This is a genomic window from Leuconostoc mesenteroides subsp. mesenteroides (assembly GCA_009676745.1).
In the GTDB taxonomy this organism is placed as follows: domain Bacteria; phylum Bacillota; class Bacilli; order Lactobacillales; family Lactobacillaceae; genus Leuconostoc; species Leuconostoc koreense.
The window spans coordinates 624,838-645,596 of the sequence record CP046062.1; the positions used below are offsets into that span (position 1 = coordinate 624,838).

Below are 20,759 nucleotides of genomic sequence, written 5' to 3' on the forward strand. Positions count from 1 at the left end.
ACTACCCTGCAGCTATGATTTGTCACCGGACGAACACTTTATCGTTGACGATTTACCAGGAAAGAAAAACATTCAGTTTGTTTCAGGATTAAGTGGGCATGGCTTTAAATTTGCTAGTGTGAGAAAAAGCAATTACTAATTTAAGTAGTTGCTTTTTCAATGTACGTGAAAAAATTTTGCTGAAAAAGCATAAAATTGCTAAAATAGATGGTATGCAAAATCAGAAGAATTTTCTAACTGAACTATTAGTTACTGGACTTGGTGGCGCCATTGGTGGAACCTCACGGTATCTTTTGGGGTTAGTCCCAATAGTCGGACCAATGCCAGTAATGACGATGTTAATCAATTGGCTTGGTACTTTGCTATTAGCAATGTTGGGCGCCTATCTAGCGAGTCATCGCAGTCGGTTAGAGCGGTGGCAGTCTTTCCTTGGTACCGGTGTTTTAGGTGGCTTCACGACATTTAGTACAATGATTTGGCAAGTACATCAGCAGTTATTCATTAGTACAGCTAATGCTTTAGTTTATATGATATTAACTCTGGGTGGCGGCCTTATCATGTTGAAATTAGGTAATCACTTTGGCAATAAAATCGGTGAGGCACATGTATGACGATATTAGGAGTAGCCATTGGATCGGCATTAGGTACGATGCTGCGGTATATTATTTTGAATACGTGGTCCGTTCAGTCGAAATATTTTACTGCCGTATTTATTGTTAATATGGTTGGCAGTTGCGCGCTAGGTTATCTTATGGGTACCGGTGCAAGCTATGCAATGCATAGCTTTTGGACTACTGGTGTCATTGCGGGGCTAACGACGTTTAGTACGATGATGACACAAAGTAGTCAATATACTTATGGTCAACAAGTGATGTATTTAGCGCTACAGATCATTTTTGGTATGATTTTCTTTAGTGCAGGAACTGCACTCATCACGATATTATGAAAGAGCAGCAGAGTAAGTTAAACATATTAAAGAGGACAAAATAATGAGTAAAATAGCAGTTATTATTGATTCATCTTCGGCAATGCCAGTAGCTATTCGTAACCGGTATCATATTTTTCAAGTGAACGATCCCATTATTTTTGGGGATGAAGTCTACAAGGAGACTGTAGATATTCATAATTTGGGTGAACTTGTTAAAATGATGCAAGAAAAAAAGCAAGTGGCCTCTACTTCTCAACCGGCTCCTGGTGATTGGGAAGAAGCATTGAATTTAGCTAAAGCATCTGGTTATAATCAAGCTATTTTGATTACACTTTCATCTGGCATTTCAGGTACCTATCAAACAGCCAATGCCATTGCGCAATCATATGACGGGATGGATGAAGTTCGTGCGTGGAATTCAAAAATAGCGGTAATGGGTGCTGGGGTACAAGCTATATTAGCAGCTGCCATGGCGGAGAAGAAGCGTTCACTTGATGAAATTATGACATCATTAGAACAGCTACGATCAACCGTTGACGTTCGCTTTGTTGTAAATGATATTTCACATTTACAACGTACAGGTCGCTTATCACGGGGACAAGCGTTAATTGGTGGTTTGTTAAATATCAAACCAATTTTGTCCATGGATGTTCAAGACGAAGGGAAAATCGGAGCTGTTGGTAAGGCACGCAAGATGAGTGGAGCTTTAAAAGAAATAAAAGAACCATTACGGCAGTCGTTAGCAGAAGCCGATTATCCTGTTCGGGCCTATGTAATTGACGGCAATAACGCGAAATTAGGCGATAAATGGTTGAAAGATCTACAGTCTGAATATCCCACTGTTAAATTTGAACGTGGTGTAATTGGTGCATTTATTGGCGTACATACAGGTGATGGCGCTATGGGTATAATTTGGGCACGGGATTGGGAAGATTTGATTTAATCGGTAATAAAAACCAGCATCAACCAAAATTGATACTGGTTTTTATTGTATAATTAAGAATACAATAATTTACGGGGTTTACTAATGCAACGATCAAAACGTTTTCAAATTGTTTATGAAGTCCTCAACGCAGTAACGCACGGTTTAGGGTTCATTTTAGCTATAATTGCCGGTGTAATGTTAATGGTTCATGTGTTGAGCAAACCAGTGACTGCATTGACCTTAACTGCGGTAATCATCTATATTAGTACGGTTGGTTTTTTTCTACTTGCCTCAACGCTATTTCATTCACTCGTATTTACTCGCGCGGCAAAAATCTTTCAATTTTTTGACCATGCAGGTATATACCTTGTCATATTGGGAAGTTATACGCCTTACACATGGTTATTGATTAAAGGCGGGATTGGCTGGACTATTTGGGGTGCTATTTTGGCAATGACGATTGCCGGATTTGTTTATGATTTATTTTTTGTTGGGCGATGGCCTTGGGTATCAGTGACGATTTACCTGGTTATGGGGTGGTTGATTATTCTAGCCATGCCGATTCTCTGGGGTGTTTTGTCACATACTGCATTTTGGTTACTTGTTGCTGGCGGCGTGACTTATTCGGCAGGAACTATTTTTTATCTCATTCCTAAAATTCCAATGGGTCATGTTTATTGGCACCTTTTCGTTTTAGGTGGTGCTGGATTAATGTTTGCTAGTATCTATATTTCTTTGTAAAAGCCGATAGGCTTTTTTATTATCAAAAAAACGCTAAACATTTGTTTAGCGTTTTAATAGTGGTCAGCCAGGGGCTCGAACCCTGGACCCACGGATTAAGAGTCCGTTGCTCTACCAACTGAGCTAGCTGACCATAATGTCGTGTTTCACAACAACAAATATAATACCATGTGAAAATATAAAATGCAATAGCTAAATGTGATAAAATGAATATATTCTATATTGGAAGGAGATGCGTGGACTTTTGTCGTATTTGTTCACGCTCTATTAGCATGTTTGATCTTATCAAAGCAATAATTATTGGTATCATTGAAGGCCTGACGGAGTTTTTACCAGTCTCTTCAACTGGGCACATTATCTTGGCAGAAGCACTGATGAAAATTCCTAGTGGTGATGTTTGGACAAAATCATTCAGATCAGTATTTGATTATTCAATTCAATTGGGTGCCATTTTTGCGGTCATACAATTGTACTTTGACAAATTGAATCCATTTTCATCTAAGAAAACAGACCATGAAAAATTCCAGACATGGCGTTTGTGGATTCGAGTAGTCGTGGGTGTATTGCCGGCTATAGTGTTTGGATTTGCATTAAATGACTTTATGGATGCACATTTGATGAATTTCCGCGTTGTTTCAGCAACACTGATCATCTACGGTATTGCGTTTATTGTGATTGAGAACCGTCAAAAAAACATTGCACCGGTAATTACTAATGTAAACCAGATTACTTTTAAGCTAGCCTTATACATTGGTTTGTTCCAAGTGTTGTCAATTGTTCCCGGTACATCACGTTCGGGAGCAACTATCTTGGGTGCTATTATCTTAGGGGCATCACGATTCGTAGCTGCAGAATTTTCATTCTTCTTATCAATTCCGGTTATGTTCGGCGTGACTTTCCTGAAGATGTTTTCATTCTTTAGAGATGGTGGTTCATTTACAGGGATGCAAAGCTTAGTAATGCTTGTTGGTTTCGTTGTATCTTGGATTGTTGCTTGGTTTGCTATTAAGTTTATGATGAACTATATTAAGAACAATGATTTCAAAGTATTTGGTTACTATAGAATTATTATAGGCGCTATTTTCTTAGTTTTTGGTATCTTTGGCATTGTAGGGTAATAAAAAGCACAAGCAGTGGCTTGTGCTTTTTTCATAAGCTTCTTCACGAAAAATATACTAAAAATTAAAATAAAAAGTGATTGACATGAGAAAATGAGTAGTATATAATTAGTTCAACATATGACGTTGAAAAGATAAGTACTTGTCAAAATGATTGTATAGAGAGCTAATGTTTGGTGAAAGTTAGTATCAGGATGATTAGGAAAATGGTCTTGGAGTTAATAATGATGTGAGCGATAGAGTTGGTAAACATCATTCGGGTACACCCGTTACAGTGTCAGAGTATCGAAAACATTGTCTCTTCTGTACTTGGTAAGTGTGTATTAGTGATAGTATGCAGAAAACGGGTGGTAACACGGTAACTTCGTCCCGCAGCTTTGATTATTCAAGGCTGCGTTTTTTTGTTGTATGAAATAAAGGAGAAATTGATATGCGCTATTTGTTAACTAAAAATATATTAGTTAGATTAAAGGGCCTAGGTATAGCTCATAGCCGAATGTGATTCTGTTTATTAGCTTTAAACTAATATCATTAATAAGGAGATCACATGGAAGGCACAGGAAAAGTATCCTTTACTAATAAGTATAATTATGTTCCAGCAAGTTTTTGGTATCATTTTTCGGCAGCATCAGGTGTAGACCTAGATGCCTTTAAAAATCCTGAGATTATTGACGGGAATATTTTAGGTACCAAGAAGTTGGTTGAGAAAACCGCACCAGACTTTGTGAAGCTAATGAGCGATGGTTTATTTCATTATAAATTTAATTACCGAGAAGCTGCTGATAAGAGGGTAGTCTATGCTGATTTATCACCAATAACGGATAACCATCCATGGTTGATAAAAACAGCAGATTTAGTTAGACGGCAAAAGCAAGTCATCGGTGAGCGAGCTTCATTTTATAATGTTTTTTCACCAATAACGTTACTTAAATGGGCATTAGTCAAAAATCCAGATGGACACTACGATAAAAGTAAAGCTGATGAAAAGCTTGCTGATGTTATTTTGACAGATAGTGAAAATGTTCGTCAGGCATTAGACGTGATTACACGAGATGTAATCAAACAGGTGAAGGTTGCAATAAATGCTGGCGCCGATGGAATTTATTATAGTACGCAAGTGATTCAGGACACACGATTAGAAAAGGCCGATTTTGATAAATTTGTCGCTTTGGCTGACAAACAAGTTCTACAGGCAGCAAATCAATTGTCAGCTACAAACATCTTACATATTTGTGGTAATGGCGGTGCTAGAAATGACATTTCATGGTTTGAGAATTATCCGGCATCCATTGTTAATTGGTCAGTTGACACGGAAGACATATCTTTACGTGATGGTAAAGAAATCTTTCCAGGGAAAATCGTTCTTGGTGGATTTGGTAACACTGCGAAAGATGTTTTGTACCGAGGAACGCAATTCGAAATACAACAATTTGCTAAACGTTTGGTTCAGGAAGCCGGTACCGATAATTTAATTGTTGGTGCTAATTGTACGGTTCCCCGAGATATTGATCCTCAACATTTACAATGGGCGATAGAAGCAGTTCAAAAGGAAAGTGAAGGTTTTAAAAGTTATGAGTAATCAACAAAATGTATTATTAGGTGCAACAGGAAAAATACCGGTTAGTTTTTGGCGACATTTCGCCGATGATGAAACTGTCGACGCACTAGAAAATCCGACAATTGCTACAATTAATATTCAAGGACATAAGAAATATGTCGAAGACTTACAGCCAGATTTTGTGAAGCTAATGAGTGACGGTTATTTTAATGCCCCTCTTAACAATGTCACTGATCCTAAAAGTATTGATAATTTAAGTCAAATTCAAGAGATACAAGATGATGATGCTTGGCTTACTGAGCAGATCAAACTAGTGCAAGAGCAGAAAAAAGTTATTGGTCAGCGTAGAGGTTTTTATAATATTTTTTCACCAGTGACACTTTTAAAATGGGCGCTTTACGATACAGAAAATGAGCTACCTGCTAAGGGCGATGAACGCCTGACCGAGTTGTTTATTCAATACCCAGAGGAAATTAAGCATGTTCTGAACGTCTTGGCTAGGAGCATTATCAAGCAAGTGAAGGCAGTTGTAGTAGATGGTGGTGCCGATGGTGTTTATTACAGCACACAAGAATTACAAAGTTCAAAATATACTAAAAAATTGTTTGATGAGATACAAAAGCATGTTGATTTGAGCGTTATAGATGCAATTAAGTCTGTGAGTGATATTAGCATTCTTCACATCTGTGGTTTCAGTGGTACAACCAATCATTTAGAGTGGTTTACAGACTATGATTTGCCAATTGTCAATTGGGCAGTGACCGTCGAAGGTGTGTCACTCCAACAGGGACAACAAATATTTAAAGACAAGGTAGTATTGGGCGGATTTGGTAATACAACAAATGATGTATTATACAACGGCTCTAAGGTCGAAATAGAAGCAGCTGTACAAGGATTACTGTCTAATATTGATAAAAATCGGGTCATTATCGGTGCAGATTGCACTGTGCCCCGCGATATTCCTGTCGACCATTTAAAGTGGGCGATTGACGCTGTGCATGAAAACGTAGTGTAAAGAGGAGAAGAGAGCATGGTAAATAAAAAAGGGATTATTACTGCCGCGGTAGCTGTTGTCGTTGTTGTTGGCGGTTTGACTATACGGCATTTTAATGCAGACAGTAACAAGGCAGCAGCTAAAAAAGTAAGAACAATTAATGTGGCACATACGCAAAACTATGTGCCTTATGATTATGTAAAAAACGGTGTATCAAAAGGATATGAAGTTGATGTTTTGAAAGCTGTTGATAAGCTATTGCCTGATTATCAGTTCAAGTATCATCCAACATCAGATGAAGATTTATTAGTTGGCTTGGATTCAGGGAAATATGATGTTGGGGTGAAGGGTGCTTGGTGGACAAAAGAACGTGCCCAAAAGTATATCTTACCCAAGGAAGCAGTTGGCGCATCTATCATAGGTATCACTTATCGAAAAGATAGTAACTATAATTCATTTGCCGATTTTGCTAAGAAATCAGGTAAGTTAGTGCCAATTTCACCACAGAATGGTCAATACGCGGTAGTGCAGGAGTGGAACAAAAAGCACCCTAACGAAAAGATCACATTAAAGTCAGCTGACCAATTTACGGTTGGTGATGCGTATAACTGGGTATTAGAAGGCCGGTATGATGCTTACTTTGATGTGAAGGTAAATTACCAAAATTCGGTTGCTAAGAGTAGTGGCGCTTACCATAGTTCAGCCGATAAATTGGCCTACACGCCCTACAAGGGTATCAAGACGTATCCCATTATCAGTCGTGCCAATAAAGATAATGATAACTTCTCGAAAGAATATGACCAAGCGATTAAGAAACTACAGAAAAACGGTACGCTGGAAGAGTTATCACAAAAGTATTTCAAAGAAAATGTTTGGGACTTTGTCGGGGATAAATAAAGTTTCAGAATTAAGGAGTTAAGATGCCACCATTTAGTTTCAAATTTTTCCTATCGGTCTTTGCTGAAGTGTTGCCTTATTTTCCAGTAACGCTGCTCATCATTGTTGTATCGATCATTTTTAGTTCTTTATTAGGGGCATTGGTGGCTAGTGGGCAACTTAGTCAATCACCAATATGGAGAACCTTGTCACAAGGCTATGTTTTTGTACTGCGCTCTACGCCACCTATTGTTTTGTTGTTCTTAGTTTTTTACGGGTTACCTAAATTGTTATTACTGACTCTGAATATTAATATCAATGATTGGCAAAAATCAATTTTTGTCATCATTGCGTTATCCTTACTGTTCGCGTCAAATCTAGCAGAAGTATTCAAATCTGCTTATTTATCTGTGAACACTGGACAACGTGAAGCAGCATTAATGGTAGGCTTATCAGAATGGCAAACATTTTATCGTGTAACCTTACCACAAACAATTGTCGTGGCCTTACCTAATTTTGCCAACACTGTTGCCGCGCTAATTAAAGATGCCGCTTTGGCATATGTCATTGGACTACTAGATATGATGGGTGCGGGTGATAATTTGATTTCTAGAAATTTTGGACACCACTCACTGGAGACGTATTTAGCGTTGGCCATTATTTATTGGATTTTATTTGTAATCATTGAGCAAGGCGCGAAGTATTTAGAAAAATATCTTGGTAAAAGCCGTGCAATTGCATCAAATCCTACGGAGGTTGTCGTATGAACGTACCATTTTTAATTCAAACTTTTTGGGCAGCTTTAAAAGCTGTGCCCATAACATTATTAATTACTGGTGCGTCATTGCTTATTGGTTTGCCGCTTGGCTTTTTATTGGCATGGATTAAAATTAGAAAGATTCGTATACTTTATCCACTTGTTGTGGCATACACGTCTCTTATGCGAGCCACACCGATGGTACTACTAATTTTGTTGTTCTATAGTACATTGCCAAGCTTATTGAATGTCCTCATTAACCAAAAGCTACACTGGGATGTCAAAGTGTTTGATACGAATCCTATTCTTTATGCCATTGTTGTTTTTGCTTTAATAGCAGTTGCAAATTTATCGGAAGTGTTTCGATCAGCAATTTTGACGATAGATCCTGGACAGAAAGAGGCGGCATTGATGGTTGGGTTGACGCCAATACAAGCTTATTATCGTATTATTATTCCGCAAGCATTGGTTTCGGCTGTACCCAACATTGGTAATCTAACGTTGAACATTTTAAAAGGTACTTCGCTTGCTTTCATGATGACTGTTCAAGAAGTCACAGCGGTTGCGAAAACAGCGGCATCGTATACTTATGATTACACGGAAGCATATATTGATATTTTTATAATTTACTTTATTTTGGGAACAATACTGCAAGTCATTTTTAAATATCTGGAACGTTACTTAGGGCGACATAAGCTACGCGGAACAGTTGTATAGGGAGAATAGCATGTTAAAAGTCAGAAACTTCAGAAAAAAGTATCATGAACATGAAGTCTTGAAAGGAATTGATATTGAGGTTAACCAGGGGGATGTAGTAGCATTGCTTGGCCCATCAGGATCTGGAAAAACTACTTTTTTAAGAGGGTTAGCTTTTCTAACACCGGGAGATTCTGGTGTTATAGAATTTGATGATCAAAAAATAAATATTGAATCGGCAACGCCTGTTGATATTAAAAAGTTGCGACAAAAGATGGGTTTTGTTTTTCAAAATTTCAATTTGTTTGCTAATAAGACGGCCATACAAAATGTCGAAGAAGGTTTGATTATTGGGCATAAGGAGCCAAAAGAAATAGCTCGAAAAAAAGCGCAGGAAGCCTTACAAAAAGTAGGTTTGTTGGAATTTGCCAATCATTATCCAAGTCAATTATCTGGCGGACAAGCGCAGCGTGTAGGAATTGCTAGAGCAGCAGCCTTAAACCCAGAAATTATTTTATTGGATGAGCCGACGAGCGCGTTAGATCCCGAGTTAGTAGCAGATGTTTTGCAGGTGATTAAACAGCTAGCTGATGAAGGTAAAACAATGATTGTCGTCACTCATGAGATGGCTTTTGCTCGTGATGTGGCTGACAAAGTTGTTTTTATGGATAAAGGTTTAGTTGTAGAGCAAAATGAGCCCGTTGAATTTTTTGATAATCCTAAGTCGCCACGTTTGAAAGAGTTTTTAAGTCGTATTAGTGCAGCTAATGTGGCTGATAATAGTTTTGCGTATGAAAAGGCTAATCAGAAATAAGTTAATGACGTCTTTTGGACTTGCAGCAGCATTTATTAAAAATGTTTCACGTGAAACGAATAAAAATATTTAATTGGTTACTAGCGATTGATTTGGTTTTCAGGTAAACTAGATATTATGGAAAACTTTCAAGAACAACTAAAGAATCGACGTACTTTTGCGATCATCTCTCATCCCGATGCTGGTAAAACAACCTTAACTGAGCAATTATTGTTGCACGGCGGGGTGATTCGTGAAGCCGGAACAGTTAAAGGTCGTGGTTCGAACAAATTAGCCTCCTCTGATTGGATGGCAATTGAGCAACAACGTGGTATCTCAGTAACGTCATCTGTATTGCAGTTTGACTATGAAGGTAAAAGAATCAATATTTTAGATACTCCAGGGCATGAGGATTTTTCAGAAGATACCTATCGTACTTTGATGGCTGTGGATTCAGTAGTCATGGTAGTCGATGCTGCCAAGGGGATTGAGCCACAGACTAAAAAGTTGTTTGAAATTGTCTCACAACGTGGCATACCAGTCTTTACATTCTTTAACAAAATTGATCGTGATGCGCGCCCAGCACTTGATTTAGTTGATGAGCTTGAAACTGTATTAGGCATTCAAGCTTATCCAATGAATTGGCCAGTTGGCTCTGGTCAAGTTTTGCAAGGCATTTATGATTTGCAGGCTGACCAACTTGTACCCTTCAAGAATGCCACAACGCATACCGAGATTGTCGATGAGGCGATGGATGAAATTGAATTGTTACGTGATGCAGGGAATTCATTTGATGAAGATAAAGTGGCTCATGGGCAATTAACCCAAGTATTCTTTGGATCAGCGTTGGTGAATTTTGGTGTCACAGAATTCTTGCGTGAGTATTTGACGTATGCACCAGCTCCAGCATCAATGACAACCGTTGATGACAAAAAAATTAGTCCAGAAGACACGCAATTCAGTGGTTTTGTATTTAAAATACAGGCTAACATGGATCCTAGACATCGTGATCGTATTGCTTTTGTGCGTATCGTGAGCGGTGAGTTTAATCGCGGTATGGATGTGTTACTACAACGTAATGGCAAGAAATTAAAGTTGTCGAACGTGACACAATTTATGGCTGAAGAACGTGAAAATGTCCAGACAGCGGTTCCTGGAGATATTATTGGTGTCTATGACACAGGGAATTTTCAAATTGGTGATACAATATACTCTGGGAAAAAAGCTATACAGTTCCCCGACTTGCCAACGTTTACGCCTGAATTGTTTAACCGTGTAGTTGCTAAAGATGTCATGAAACAAAAGTCGTATCATAAAGGGATTGAACAGCTCGTTCAAGAAGGAACTATTCAACTCTATAAATCATGGAATGGTGGTGACTATATTATTGGCGCTGTTGGACAGTTACAGTTTGAAGTGTTCCAGTTCCGTATGGAAAATGAATACAATGTGGAAATTCAGTTTGAACCTATTGGTTCCAAAGTTGCTCGCTGGATAAAACCAGAACAATTAGATGAAAAAATGAGTTCATCACGTAATTTACTAGTAAAAGATCGGTATGACGAACCAGTATTCTTGTTTGAAAATAAGTTCGCCTTGAATTGGTTCCACGATAAATACCCTGATGTTGAACTCGAAGAAAAAATGTAACAGCATAATGGAACGTCTGAGGACGTTCTTTTTTCATATCGTAGTATGTTAGAATATAGTAACAAGAATATTGGAGAAGATCATGTCATATTATACACAACAACTTTTTAACGGCCAGCGCGATCGTATTTTGCGTGTTGTTGATTCAGATGATGTTGCACAAGCAACAGCTGGTTTTATTCATATTTTTGATGAAAGGCGAGCTTTTGACTTTGAATACGCCAAAGAGTTAACGAATGGTGAAATCACACAAGAACAGTTTGATGAAGAAGGTGAGTCGGTCAACACCTTTAGCGTTAATTTTATGCCCCTAGCGCATGCTGAAGAGGATGAAATTCCTAATGAATTGTTTGAGGAATGGGCTGGCTTAATTGGCCGTGAATATGCATTGATTCCCAACTTACATATGAACATGTACCAACAGTCTTTGAAACCTGAAATTGAGGAGATTGATAATGATCTTTTCGAAGAAAGATTGTTAGAATTAGTTACACGTATTCTCGGATCTTCCGTTGTTGGATTTGAAGAAAAAGCATTGACACTTTATCCAAGTTTTTTGGTACAAGAGCAGTCTGATCAATCCGAACAAAAAGGTCCTTCAACTCAGATAATATTACCAGAATAATGAATAAACCGATGGATGAATTGTATATTTATCTTATTTAGCGAACGTTCTGTAAGCATCATCATTAACGTTCGCTTTTTTTTATGGTACAATATCTGGGTCGATAAGACAAATAAAATCGGGGTAGATTGATGTGCGTTAAGTGCAGCGGAGACGGAATGTGAGCCGCTGACGAAATAAACACTCATTGCTAACAGCTTTTCAAGACAGCAATGAATGTTTGTGCGGTTCATCAGTCACATTCACCACTATACAAGGTGAACACTCCACTCGGAGGTTCTATAGCATGGAAAATACAACACGAACTTGGGTTCTCCCAAAACTAGATACGCGTCAATTCGTTTTATTAGCGATGTTGATGGCACTTCATATGGTGCTCAGCAGGTTGACAGTCGGTACTAATGTACTTCAAGTAAGTTTTGCATTCGTAACTATGTCACTTATTGCTAAATGGTATGGTCCATTATGGTCTATGTTAATTGCAGCAATATTAGACATTGTCAGCGCAACCATTATTAATCCTGGTGCTTTCTTTTTGGGGTTCACTTTTACAGCAATGATTAGTGCGTTAATTTACTCATTAGCTTATTTCCGACATGGTAGAACAAGCTGGTGGCGAGTAGGTATTGCTGTGGGGTTGGTTTTATTAATTGCTAATATTGGTTTAAACTCAATTTGGTTGGTTATCATGTATCATACAGCACACGATTGGCCTTCGTTTTTGGCCTTTATTACACCACGTGTCATTAAAAATTTAATCATGTTTCCCATTCAAGTGGGTATTACGTATTTTCTTTTAAATAATCAGGTTATTAATCACACTACAAAAAATATCTTTAGTTAAACAGCTTCGGCTGTTTTTTTGAAAACAGGGGTTTTAATATGGTAAATGAATTTCCACAAGTTTTAACAATAGCGGGTTCTGATTCAGATGGATCTGCAGGGATGCAAGCAGACTTGCATACATTTTTCATTAGAAAAACATATGGTATGAGTGTGTTAGTTGCAGCTGTAGCTGGAAACTCGTATGGTATTCATGCTGCGGAAACATTGCCACTACACTTTATTGATAAACAGTTTGAGGTTCTTGCTGATGATTTTAAAGTTCGTGCCAGTAAGACAGGCATGTTATCAGATGCTAGCTTAATCGAAGCAGTGGTAAAAGCTTATAAAAAATTTGATTTTGGTCCTTTAGTAGTCGATCCAGTAATAACAACAAAGCATGGGGCTCAATTGTTGGAAGCAACGGCCTTTAAAGCACTAAAAGAAAAACTTTTACCACTGGCAACAGTGGCGACGCCGAACTTTTTCGAGGCACAATTGCTAACAGGACGCACTATTGATAGCGAAGAGCAACAGAGAGCTGCTGCAAAAGATATTCAGTCTTTGGGCGTTAAAAATGTGATTGTCAAAGGATGGCACAATCAAGACGAGCAAAATGAGGTTGCAGACTACGTGCTTCTTGCGGATGGCTCGGATTTTTGGTTAAGACACCCGTATTTTGATACGACACACATCAATGGTACTGGGGACACTTTAAGCGCTACTATTGCTGCAGAAATTGCTAAGGGGACTGACGTTGCAACAGCTATTCGCATTGCCCACGATGTGACAGCAACAGCGATTGAACATGAAATTGCTGTTGGACATAAGTTTGGACCAATTAATCACTGGGCAGCACAAGACTATAATAAAAAAGAAGACAAATAGTTTGTCTTCTTTTTTATTATGATGCACCGGTGATGTCACCATGAACAAGTCGTTTGAAAATATGACGATCTGCCCAAGCGATATTACGTCCTTGTAGGAGGAAAGACATGACAGTACCTATACCGAGTGCCACGATTTGACGGCTAATGATGAAACAAATCATCGAAATGCCGATTGCAACAGCAAAATTACTCATTTGAGCTTTACTAGCATTACCACGAAAATAATCAAAACGTAGAATATTTGTCAAATCATCTAAGGGGTGAAGGATCCAATTAACACGCTGGTATATGGAAATCGCCACACCAATTGTCCAAATACCGAACAAATCAAGGGGAATCCGCCACCACCAATTAAGTTGCTGAATGCCCAAAGAGATAAAATAATTGGCAAAGAATCCTACTAAAATGCTGAATGCCATGCCAAAGAAAATATTGCCCAGCAAACGTAACCAGTTGATATGCATGGCCAACCACATATTTAAGAATGCCACAGAAACAGCTATAATAGCTAAAAAGATGCTAATTTGCCAGCCAGTAGTGTTAGACAAGTTAGCAGCACTGGCAGTCCACGGGGCCGACCCCATGGCACTAGCAACACTTAATCCATTACCAAATGAGTTAATGATTAAAGAGATAAAAAAGAAACTAATTTTTTGTTTATATCCCAGTTGATAAAATTGACCATCTATATAGTACATTGTGTATTTTTTTCCTTAGTTAATTATCTTCTTATTATAGCATTAACAAAGGTTCTCAAAGATAGTTTACAAAATCACAATTAAGGTATAGAATATATTCATTATAAAATTGTGAGGAAAAAACAATGTCAGAAAATAAAGTCGCTTTGGTAACTGGAGCTGGTCAAGGAATTGGACAGGCAATCGCAGAACGATTGTCAAAAGATGGGTTTAAGGTTGCTTTAGTTGGACGTCATATTGAAAAAGTGCAGAAAGTAGCTGATGAAATTAATAAAAATGGTGGTGAAGCCATTGCTATTAAGGCTGATGTGGCTAAACGTGATGAAGTTTTTGCGGCTGTTAAAGAAACAAAAGAAAAGTTCAACGGTTTTGATGTGATAGTTAACAATGCAGGTGTTGCACCTACGACACCAATCATGTCAGTGACGGAAGATGATATGAACTGGACATGGGGCATTAATGTTAATGGTATTGTTTGGGGCACACAAGCTGCAACAGAAGCCTTCAAGGAATTTGGTCACGGTGGCAAAATTATTAATGCAACGTCGCAAGCTGGCGTGCAAGGAAATGCTAATTTAACTGCCTATGGATCTACAAAATTTGCCATTCGTGGTATTACACAAACAACAGCTAGAGAGTTAGCAGAATTTGGTATTACAGTAAATGCATTTGCGCCAGGAATTGTAAAAACACCAATGATGGAAGATATTGCTCATGAAGTAAGTGTGAATGCTGGCAAAGATGACGAATGGGGAATGGCACAATTTTCAGAAGGAATCACTTTGGGACGGTTAAGTGAACCAGAAGATGTTGCAAATGTCGTTTCCTTCTTGTCGAGTTCAGATTCAAACTATGTGACAGGTCAAACATTAATAGTTGATGGTGGTATGGTATTTAGTTAAATCATATCTAGCAACATAAAGGCATCTCAATTTTCATAAATTGAGATGCCTTTTTATGTTGACTCGCAATGAATGTGATGTAAATTACAATAGCTAAATTATATTGATAGCGCTAACAAAAGCTTTTATATAAGTGTTTTAGAAACAAATTCGAAAAAGGTTGCTTTTTAAAAAAGAATGATATATACTTATATTGTTAAGAAATGAGCAAGTAAAGGAGCGAAAATTATGGCAGAAGCAATTGCAAAGAAACCCGCAAAAAAGGTTTTGACCCCTGAAGAAAAAGCAGAATTACAAACACAAGCTGAGAAGATGACTGAGGTATTGATTGAAAAATCACAAAAGGCATTGTCTGAATTTTCAACATTTTCGCAAGAACAAGTTGACAAAATTGTGGCAGCCATGGCCTTGGCGGGTTCTGAGAATTCGCTTCTGTTAGCCCATGCTGCTCACGATGAGACTGGACGTGGTGTTGTGGAAGATAAGGATACGAAAAACCGCTTCGCTTCAGAATCAGTTTATAACGCGATTAAATTTGATAAGACTGTCGGTGTTATCAGTGAAGATAAGATTCAAGGCAAAGTAGAATTAGCAGCCCCACTTGGTATTTTGGCTGGAATAGTTCCAACGACAAATCCCACGTCAACAACTATTTTTAAGTCAATGTTGACAGCAAAAACACGTAACACAATTATCTTTGCATTCCATCCCCAGGCGCAAAAATCATCTGTTCTTGCTGCAAAAATTGTTTACGATGCTGCCGTTAAAGCAGGCGCACCGGAGAACTTTATTCAATGGATTGAAAAACCTTCACTGTATGGCACAAGTGCCCTGATACAAAATCCAAACATTGCTTCAATTTTGGCCACCGGTGGACCATCAATGGTTAACGCAGCTTTGAAGTCAGGAAATCCATCCATGGGTGTCGGTGCTGGAAACGGTGCAGTTTATATTGATGCAACGGTTGACACAGATCGTGCAGTATCCGATTTGTTGCTATCAAAGCGTTTCGATAATGGCATGATTTGTGCCACAGAAAACTCAGCCGTTATTCAAGCACCAATTTATGATGAGGTTTTGACTAAGTTACAAGAACAAGGAGCATATCTTGTTCCTAAGAAAGACTACAAGAAAATTGCTGATTATGTCTTTAAGCCTAATGCTGAGGGATTTGGTATTGCTGGCCCTGTTGCAGGTAGGTCAGGGCGCTGGATTGCTGAGCAAGCTGGCGTAAAGATTCCTGATGGTAAAGATGTACTTTTGTTCGAATTAGATCAGAAGAATATCGGTGAAGCATTGTCTTCAGAAAAGTTGTCACCATTATTGTCGATTTATAAAGTTGAAAAGCGTGAAGAAGCTATTGAGACTGTTCAATCCTTGTTAAACTACCAAGGTGCAGGACATAACGCAGCAATTCAAATTGGTTCACAAGATGATCCATTCATTAAAGAGTATGCTGACGCCATTGGTGCATCACGTATTTTAGTTAACCAACCGGACTCAATCGGTGGTGTTGGAGATATTTATACAGATGCTATGCGTCCATCGTTGACACTTGGTACCGGATCATGGGGGAAGAATTCATTGTCTCATAACTTATCAACATACGACTTACTTAACATTAAGACCGTGGCTCGTCGCCGTAATCGTCCGCAATGGGTTCGCCTACCTAAGGAAGTTTACTATGAAGCTAACGCCATTACTTATTTACAAGACTTGCCTACTGTAAACCGTGCATTTATTGTTGCTGACCCTGGTATGGTTCAGTTCGGTTTTGTTAGCAGAGTATTAGGACAACTTGAGTTACGTCAAGAACAGGTTGAAACAAATATCTATGGTTCAGTTAAGCCTGATCCAACTTTGTCACAAGCTGTTGAAATTGCCCGCCAAATGGCAGACTTCAAACCAGATACAGTGATTTTACTTGGTGGTGGTTCAGCCCTTGATGCCGGTAAGATTGGCCGTTTCTTGTATGAATATTCAACACGTCATGAAGGGATTTTAGAAGATGACGAGGCGATTAAAGATTTATTCTTAGAACTACAACAAAAGTTTATGGATATTCGTAAGCGAATTGTTAAGTTCTACCATGCACGTTTGACGCAAATGGTTGCCATTCCAACCACCTCAGGTACTGGATCAGAAGTTACACCATTTGCTGTTATCACTGATGACGAAACACATGTCAAGTATCCATTGGCTGATTATGAATTAACACCAGAAGTTGCAATTGTAGATCCAGAATTTGTTATGACCGTACCACAACATACGGTAGCATGGTCTGGATTAGATGCCTTGTCACATGCTTTGGAATCATATGTGTCAGTCATGGCTTCGGAATTTACACGCCCTTGGGCATTGCAAGCTATTAAGTTAATTTTTGATAACTTAACAAACTCATACAATTATGATCCTAAGAACCCAACTAAAGAAGGGCAACATGCTCGCACAAAGATGCACTATGCTTCAACATTAGCTGGTATGTCATTTGCCAATGCCTTCTTAGGCCTTAACCATTCATTAGCACACAAGACTGGCGGAGAATTCGGACTACCTCACGGTATGGCAATCGCTATTGCAATGCCACATGTGATTAAGTTCAATGCGGTGACAGGAAACGTAAAGCGTACACCATACCCACGTTACGAAACTTATACAGCACAAAAAGATTATGCTGATATTGCACGTTACTTAGGTTTGTCAGGAAAAACGGATGCCGAATTAGTTGATGCTTTGATTACAGAAATTAAAAAATTAGCTACTTCAGTTGGTGTCAATCAAACACTATCGGGCAATGGTGTTTCAAAGCATGACTTTGATGCAAAGTTAGAAAAGATGATTGATTTAGTTTACAATGATCAATGCACGCCGGGAAATCCTCGCCAACCAAGCTTAGCAGAAATTCGCCAATTATTGAAAAATCAGTTTTAAAAAAAGAGACCTTACTTCAGTGTAAGGTCTCTTTATTTTTGACGTTTTGTTAATTTAACAACGCCTTCCCAACGGGCAGTTTGAGGGAACATATCAATACTTTGAATGTAGTCAACTTGATAAGCTTTTGATAAATCAACCAAATCACGAGCTAAAGTAGATGCATTACATGAAATATAAACAAATTTTTCGGGCTGTGTCCGCAAAATTTCACGACGTAATGCAGTATCTAATCCAGTACGTGGTGGATCTACAACAAGAGCGTCGGCTACCCAGCCTTGCGCTTGCCATTTAGGGAAAAGTTTTTCAGCTGTGCCAACTTCATATTTAGCATTATTGATATGATTTAGTGCGGCATTGTGGTTCGCATCATCAACTGCTTCGGGAATAATTTCCATACCACGAACTTCACCGGCTTTGTCAGCTAAGGACAGACCAATTGTTCCAACACCAGCATAAGCGTCAACGAGCTTATCGGCATGTGTCAAATCAAGTGCTGACAATGCTTGATTGTAGACTACAGACATTTGCGTATGGTTTAATTGCATGAAAGCACGAGGTGATAGTTGAAAAGTTTTTCCAAGAATTGTTTCTTCAATGTAGTCCTTACCCCAAAGTTTGAGCGTCTCTTCACCCCAAATTAAGCTAGTACGACCGGGGTTATAGTTCTGGAAAATGCCAGTGACTTCTGGCAGAGCCTTGTTGATTGCTTCTATTAAGGCGGTATCACCTGGGAAACCATCTGTATTTGTGACAAATGTGAGTTGAACCTCGCCAGTTGTATGAGATACACGAGCAACAATAGTTTTCACCGTGCCACGATTTTTATCTTCATTATATATTGAAACAGACAGTTTATCGAGCAGCTCACGAACAGTACGCATAACCTTCATTGTAGCAGGTGTTTGTGTGTGTACAACTGGTAAATCAACTAATTCATGACTACCACGCTTATACATACCTACGCTTAATTCATCACCAATTTTTCGGACTGGGAACTGTGCCTTGTTGCGGTATTCGTAAGGATTTTCCATGCCTATGGTTTCTCGTATGTCATAGTCCGACCAACCTTTAGGCTGGAATTTTTCAAGCGACTGCACAAGTACATCTTTTTTGAAGCGTAATTGTGCTGGATAGTTCATATGTTCTAATTCAAATCCACCAACGCTATCTGCGAATTCATCAAGCGGTTTCACTCTGTCTGGAGATTTTTCACGTATCTTCAAAACTTTAGCGGCGATATATTTTGGTTCTACTTCAGTAACCTTTACAACAGCCACTTCATTAGGTAAAGCACCGGGTACAAATACAATCTTACGTTTAAAGTAGCCTATTCCTTCACCATTAATACCGAGACGTTTGATTGTTAATGGGAAGTTTTGACCAATACGTACGTTGACACCGTCACTTGTGTTGCCTCTTGGTGCGCCAGATTTACGCGGATCAAATTTTTTACCATAATATGTTTTTTTACTGTTATTGTTGCGACTTTTTTGATAAGGCCGCTTGTTTTGTTCTGTCATATTCATCTTTCTGCATTGCAATGCCCAAGGTTCATTATTATGTAGCCATCATAACATGATAGCATAAAAAGTCAGGAGACAGGAACTACGAATGTTTGATAAGTATGGTAATAGAGTCGATAGATGTTTTGAAATAGTAGTAATATCCAACTTAAAGCCAATACAAAGGCAATAATTTCGAACGTTGTTAGAGATAGATAACCAACCCATTGAAATAGAACCATGCTGGTTACAAGGATTGCACAAATGATATAGGATGTTGCTTCAAATTCACGAGGTGCATTTGGTAGTAACCAACGATTGCCCAACATCATAATTAAAATAAAGTAGATTAAAAAATTAGCCATTTGGTCATGCAATAGATGAAGCCGTCCAGCGTTATTTGGAAACAGACCAACACCGGCTAATGACAAAGCCGATAAGTTTAGCAATATACGTAATGCAATAAGCCGTCGATTATGGCGCAAAATTTTTTGTAGCGGAACAAATAGATAATCTACTAATGCCAACCAAATTAATCCAGCAAGAATTAAAGTTGCATTAAACTGCCAAGATGCCAGCGCATCATCAGTTCCTAAAAAACTTAGGTTATATTGCCACCACATACGCGAGCTGTTTGTCACCATCGCTGTTAGTACACCGCCAATAATAGTCATGACAAAAATTGACGTAATAAATAATGTTGAGATGGATAAAGCTGAATAAATCATTAAAAAGTTAATGATCCCGTTAAACATGATAAATAGCACAATTGACGTGAATAAATCAAACGATGCGGTTTGAAATAAGTAATTAATTGCCCAAAAGAATCCGGATGTTACAAAAGCTAAAATAATAGCGAAAGCTACAGTTAACGCTGGCAAAACGCGCCAACTAGTTTTACGCCGTAGTTTATCAGTTTGCTGTCGTTGTTGCTGAAAGTATGTTAAAAGAAACATGAAAACACCGCTGATTTCACTTAACATAATGACGGCACTAGCGATAGAGTTGTCACCGCCCAAAGGAATACGAAATATTTTTTGATTCACTGCATAAACTGTGAAAATAATGCCCATCAATATAGAAGGAATTAGAAAATGCCGTAACGACAATGTTTGACGCTCATTGAGATTATTTGATTGCTGTATGATCAATTGTCCGTTTCTAAGTGTGAGATTTAGTGGTTGATTGTGTTTTAAATGCAGCTCGCTAACAATCTCCTCAGGTAACGTAAGTTGATAAGGTTTTTTTGACATAGTTATCTCCAATATGTTCTAGTTTAGCATGTTCATAAAAGGAGATTGGCAGAACAAGGGATTTTTAATATTTTATCTCTTTATATCACATTTGTGT

The 20,759-nt window shown here is 38.4% G+C and carries 20 protein-coding genes, 1 tRNA gene and 1 other annotated feature; of the genes, 17 read left to right on the top strand and 4 right to left on the bottom strand.

The genetic code is table 11. The annotated features are described in order from the left end of the window. Positions 1 to 212 precede the first annotated feature (212 nt). The 4 genes from GJV51_03070 to GJV51_03085 all read left to right on the top strand — a co-directional run bounded on the left by GJV51_03070 (position 213) and on the right by GJV51_03085 (position 2,594). Complete coding sequence (locus GJV51_03070) at positions 213 to 611, top strand: CrcB family protein (protein ID QGM26102.1); 399 nt, start codon at positions 213 to 215, stop codon at positions 609 to 611. Beyond that, on the top strand, positions 608 to 946 hold the full coding sequence (locus tag GJV51_03075) for a CrcB family protein (protein ID QGM25008.1): 339 nt from the start codon (positions 608 to 610) through the stop codon (positions 944 to 946). Before GJV51_03070 ends, GJV51_03075 begins: the two co-directional genes overlap by 4 nt. Positions 947 to 989: 43 nt before the next feature. Beyond that, on the top strand, positions 990 to 1,871 hold the full coding sequence (locus tag GJV51_03080; protein QGM25009.1) for a DegV family EDD domain-containing protein: 882 nt from the start codon (positions 990 to 992) through the stop codon (positions 1,869 to 1,871). Between the two features lie 84 nt (positions 1,872 to 1,955). Next, on the top strand, positions 1,956 to 2,594 hold the full coding sequence (locus tag GJV51_03085) for a hemolysin III (GenBank protein QGM25010.1): 639 nt from the start codon (positions 1,956 to 1,958) through the stop codon (positions 2,592 to 2,594). Positions 2,595 to 2,654: 60 nt separating this feature from the next. Here GJV51_03085 and GJV51_03090 read toward each other — a convergent pair. After that, positions 2,655 to 2,727: transfer RNA gene (locus GJV51_03090), tRNA-Lys, on the bottom strand. A 139-nt stretch (positions 2,728 to 2,866) separates the two neighbouring features. Between GJV51_03090 and GJV51_03095 the strand changes: the two genes are divergently transcribed. The 11 genes from GJV51_03095 to thiD all read left to right on the top strand — a co-directional run bounded on the left by GJV51_03095 (position 2,867) and on the right by thiD (position 13,371). Beyond that, a complete protein-coding gene (locus GJV51_03095; GenBank protein ID QGM25011.1) occupies positions 2,867 to 3,712 on the top strand; it encodes an undecaprenyl-diphosphate phosphatase in 846 nt (281 codons plus the stop codon). 117 nt (positions 3,713 to 3,829) lie between these two features. Continuing rightward, positions 3,830 to 4,087, top strand: a binding site (T-box leader). Between the two features lie 172 nt (positions 4,088 to 4,259). Further along, positions 4,260 to 5,291, top strand: coding sequence for a uroporphyrinogen III decarboxylase (locus GJV51_03100; protein QGM25012.1), 1,032 nt, complete (start codon positions 4,260 to 4,262; stop codon positions 5,289 to 5,291). Then, positions 5,284 to 6,285, top strand: coding sequence for a uroporphyrinogen decarboxylase (locus GJV51_03105; protein QGM25013.1), 1,002 nt, complete (start codon positions 5,284 to 5,286; stop codon positions 6,283 to 6,285). The genes GJV51_03100 and GJV51_03105 overlap by 8 nt, the downstream gene beginning before the upstream one ends. A gap of 15 nt (positions 6,286 to 6,300) precedes the next feature. After that, the gene (locus GJV51_03110) at positions 6,301 to 7,161 is read left to right on the top strand and encodes a transporter substrate-binding domain-containing protein (protein ID QGM25014.1); all 861 of its coding nucleotides are present in this window, start codon (positions 6,301 to 6,303) and stop codon (positions 7,159 to 7,161) included. Positions 7,162 to 7,184: 23 nt separating this feature from the next. Further along, on the top strand, positions 7,185 to 7,907 hold the full coding sequence (locus GJV51_03115; protein ID QGM25015.1) for an ABC transporter permease subunit: 723 nt from the start codon (positions 7,185 to 7,187) through the stop codon (positions 7,905 to 7,907). Continuing rightward, positions 7,904 to 8,614: an ABC transporter permease subunit gene (locus GJV51_03120; protein QGM25016.1), complete on the top strand. Its 711-nt coding sequence runs from the start codon at positions 7,904 to 7,906 to the stop codon at positions 8,612 to 8,614. The genes GJV51_03115 and GJV51_03120 overlap by 4 nt, the downstream gene beginning before the upstream one ends. Before the next feature lie 10 nt (positions 8,615 to 8,624). Then, positions 8,625 to 9,407, top strand: a complete 783-nt coding sequence (locus tag GJV51_03125) for an ATP-binding cassette domain-containing protein (protein QGM25017.1) — start codon at positions 8,625 to 8,627, stop codon at positions 9,405 to 9,407. Positions 9,408 to 9,524: 117 nt separating this feature from the next. Next, the gene (locus tag GJV51_03130; protein ID QGM25018.1) at positions 9,525 to 11,036 is read left to right on the top strand and encodes a peptide chain release factor 3; all 1,512 of its coding nucleotides are present in this window, start codon (positions 9,525 to 9,527) and stop codon (positions 11,034 to 11,036) included. An 82-nt stretch (positions 11,037 to 11,118) separates the two neighbouring features. Further along, the gene (locus GJV51_03135) at positions 11,119 to 11,661 is read left to right on the top strand and encodes a hypothetical protein (protein QGM25019.1); all 543 of its coding nucleotides are present in this window, start codon (positions 11,119 to 11,121) and stop codon (positions 11,659 to 11,661) included. A 286-nt stretch (positions 11,662 to 11,947) separates the two neighbouring features. Continuing rightward, positions 11,948 to 12,505, top strand: a complete 558-nt coding sequence (locus GJV51_03140) for a folate family ECF transporter S component (GenBank protein QGM25020.1) — start codon at positions 11,948 to 11,950, stop codon at positions 12,503 to 12,505. A gap of 38 nt (positions 12,506 to 12,543) precedes the next feature. Beyond that, positions 12,544 to 13,371 carry a bifunctional hydroxymethylpyrimidine kinase/phosphomethylpyrimidine kinase gene (gene thiD / locus GJV51_03145; protein ID QGM25021.1) on the top strand — a complete coding sequence of 276 codons (828 nt, stop codon included), beginning with the start codon at positions 12,544 to 12,546 and terminating at the stop codon, positions 13,369 to 13,371. A 16-nt stretch (positions 13,372 to 13,387) separates the two neighbouring features. On the opposite strand, the gene GJV51_03150 is transcribed toward thiD, so the two are convergent. After that, positions 13,388 to 14,071 carry a hypothetical protein gene (locus tag GJV51_03150; protein QGM25022.1) on the bottom strand — a complete coding sequence of 228 codons (684 nt, stop codon included), beginning with the start codon at positions 14,069 to 14,071 and terminating at the stop codon, positions 13,388 to 13,390. Positions 14,072 to 14,196: 125 nt separating this feature from the next. Here GJV51_03150 and GJV51_03155 point away from each other — a divergent pair, with 125 nt between their 5' ends. Next, positions 14,197 to 14,973 carry a (S)-acetoin forming diacetyl reductase gene (locus GJV51_03155; protein ID QGM25023.1) on the top strand — a complete coding sequence of 259 codons (777 nt, stop codon included), beginning with the start codon at positions 14,197 to 14,199 and terminating at the stop codon, positions 14,971 to 14,973. A gap of 228 nt (positions 14,974 to 15,201) precedes the next feature. Beyond that, positions 15,202 to 17,904, top strand: coding sequence for a bifunctional acetaldehyde-CoA/alcohol dehydrogenase (adhE, locus tag GJV51_03160; protein QGM25024.1), 2,703 nt, complete (start codon positions 15,202 to 15,204; stop codon positions 17,902 to 17,904). A 32-nt stretch (positions 17,905 to 17,936) separates the two neighbouring features. Here the strand turns inward: adhE and rlmD are convergent, their stop codons facing one another. Together rlmD and GJV51_03170 are read right to left on the bottom strand one after the other, a co-directional pair. After that, positions 17,937 to 19,427: a 23S rRNA (uracil(1939)-C(5))-methyltransferase RlmD gene (gene rlmD, locus GJV51_03165; protein QGM25025.1), complete on the bottom strand. Its 1,491-nt coding sequence runs from the start codon at positions 19,425 to 19,427 to the stop codon at positions 17,937 to 17,939. Positions 19,428 to 19,498: 71 nt separating this feature from the next. Beyond that, positions 19,499 to 20,662, bottom strand: coding sequence for a DUF998 domain-containing protein (locus GJV51_03170; protein QGM25026.1), 1,164 nt, complete (start codon positions 20,660 to 20,662; stop codon positions 19,499 to 19,501). Positions 20,663 to 20,759 lie beyond the last annotated feature (97 nt).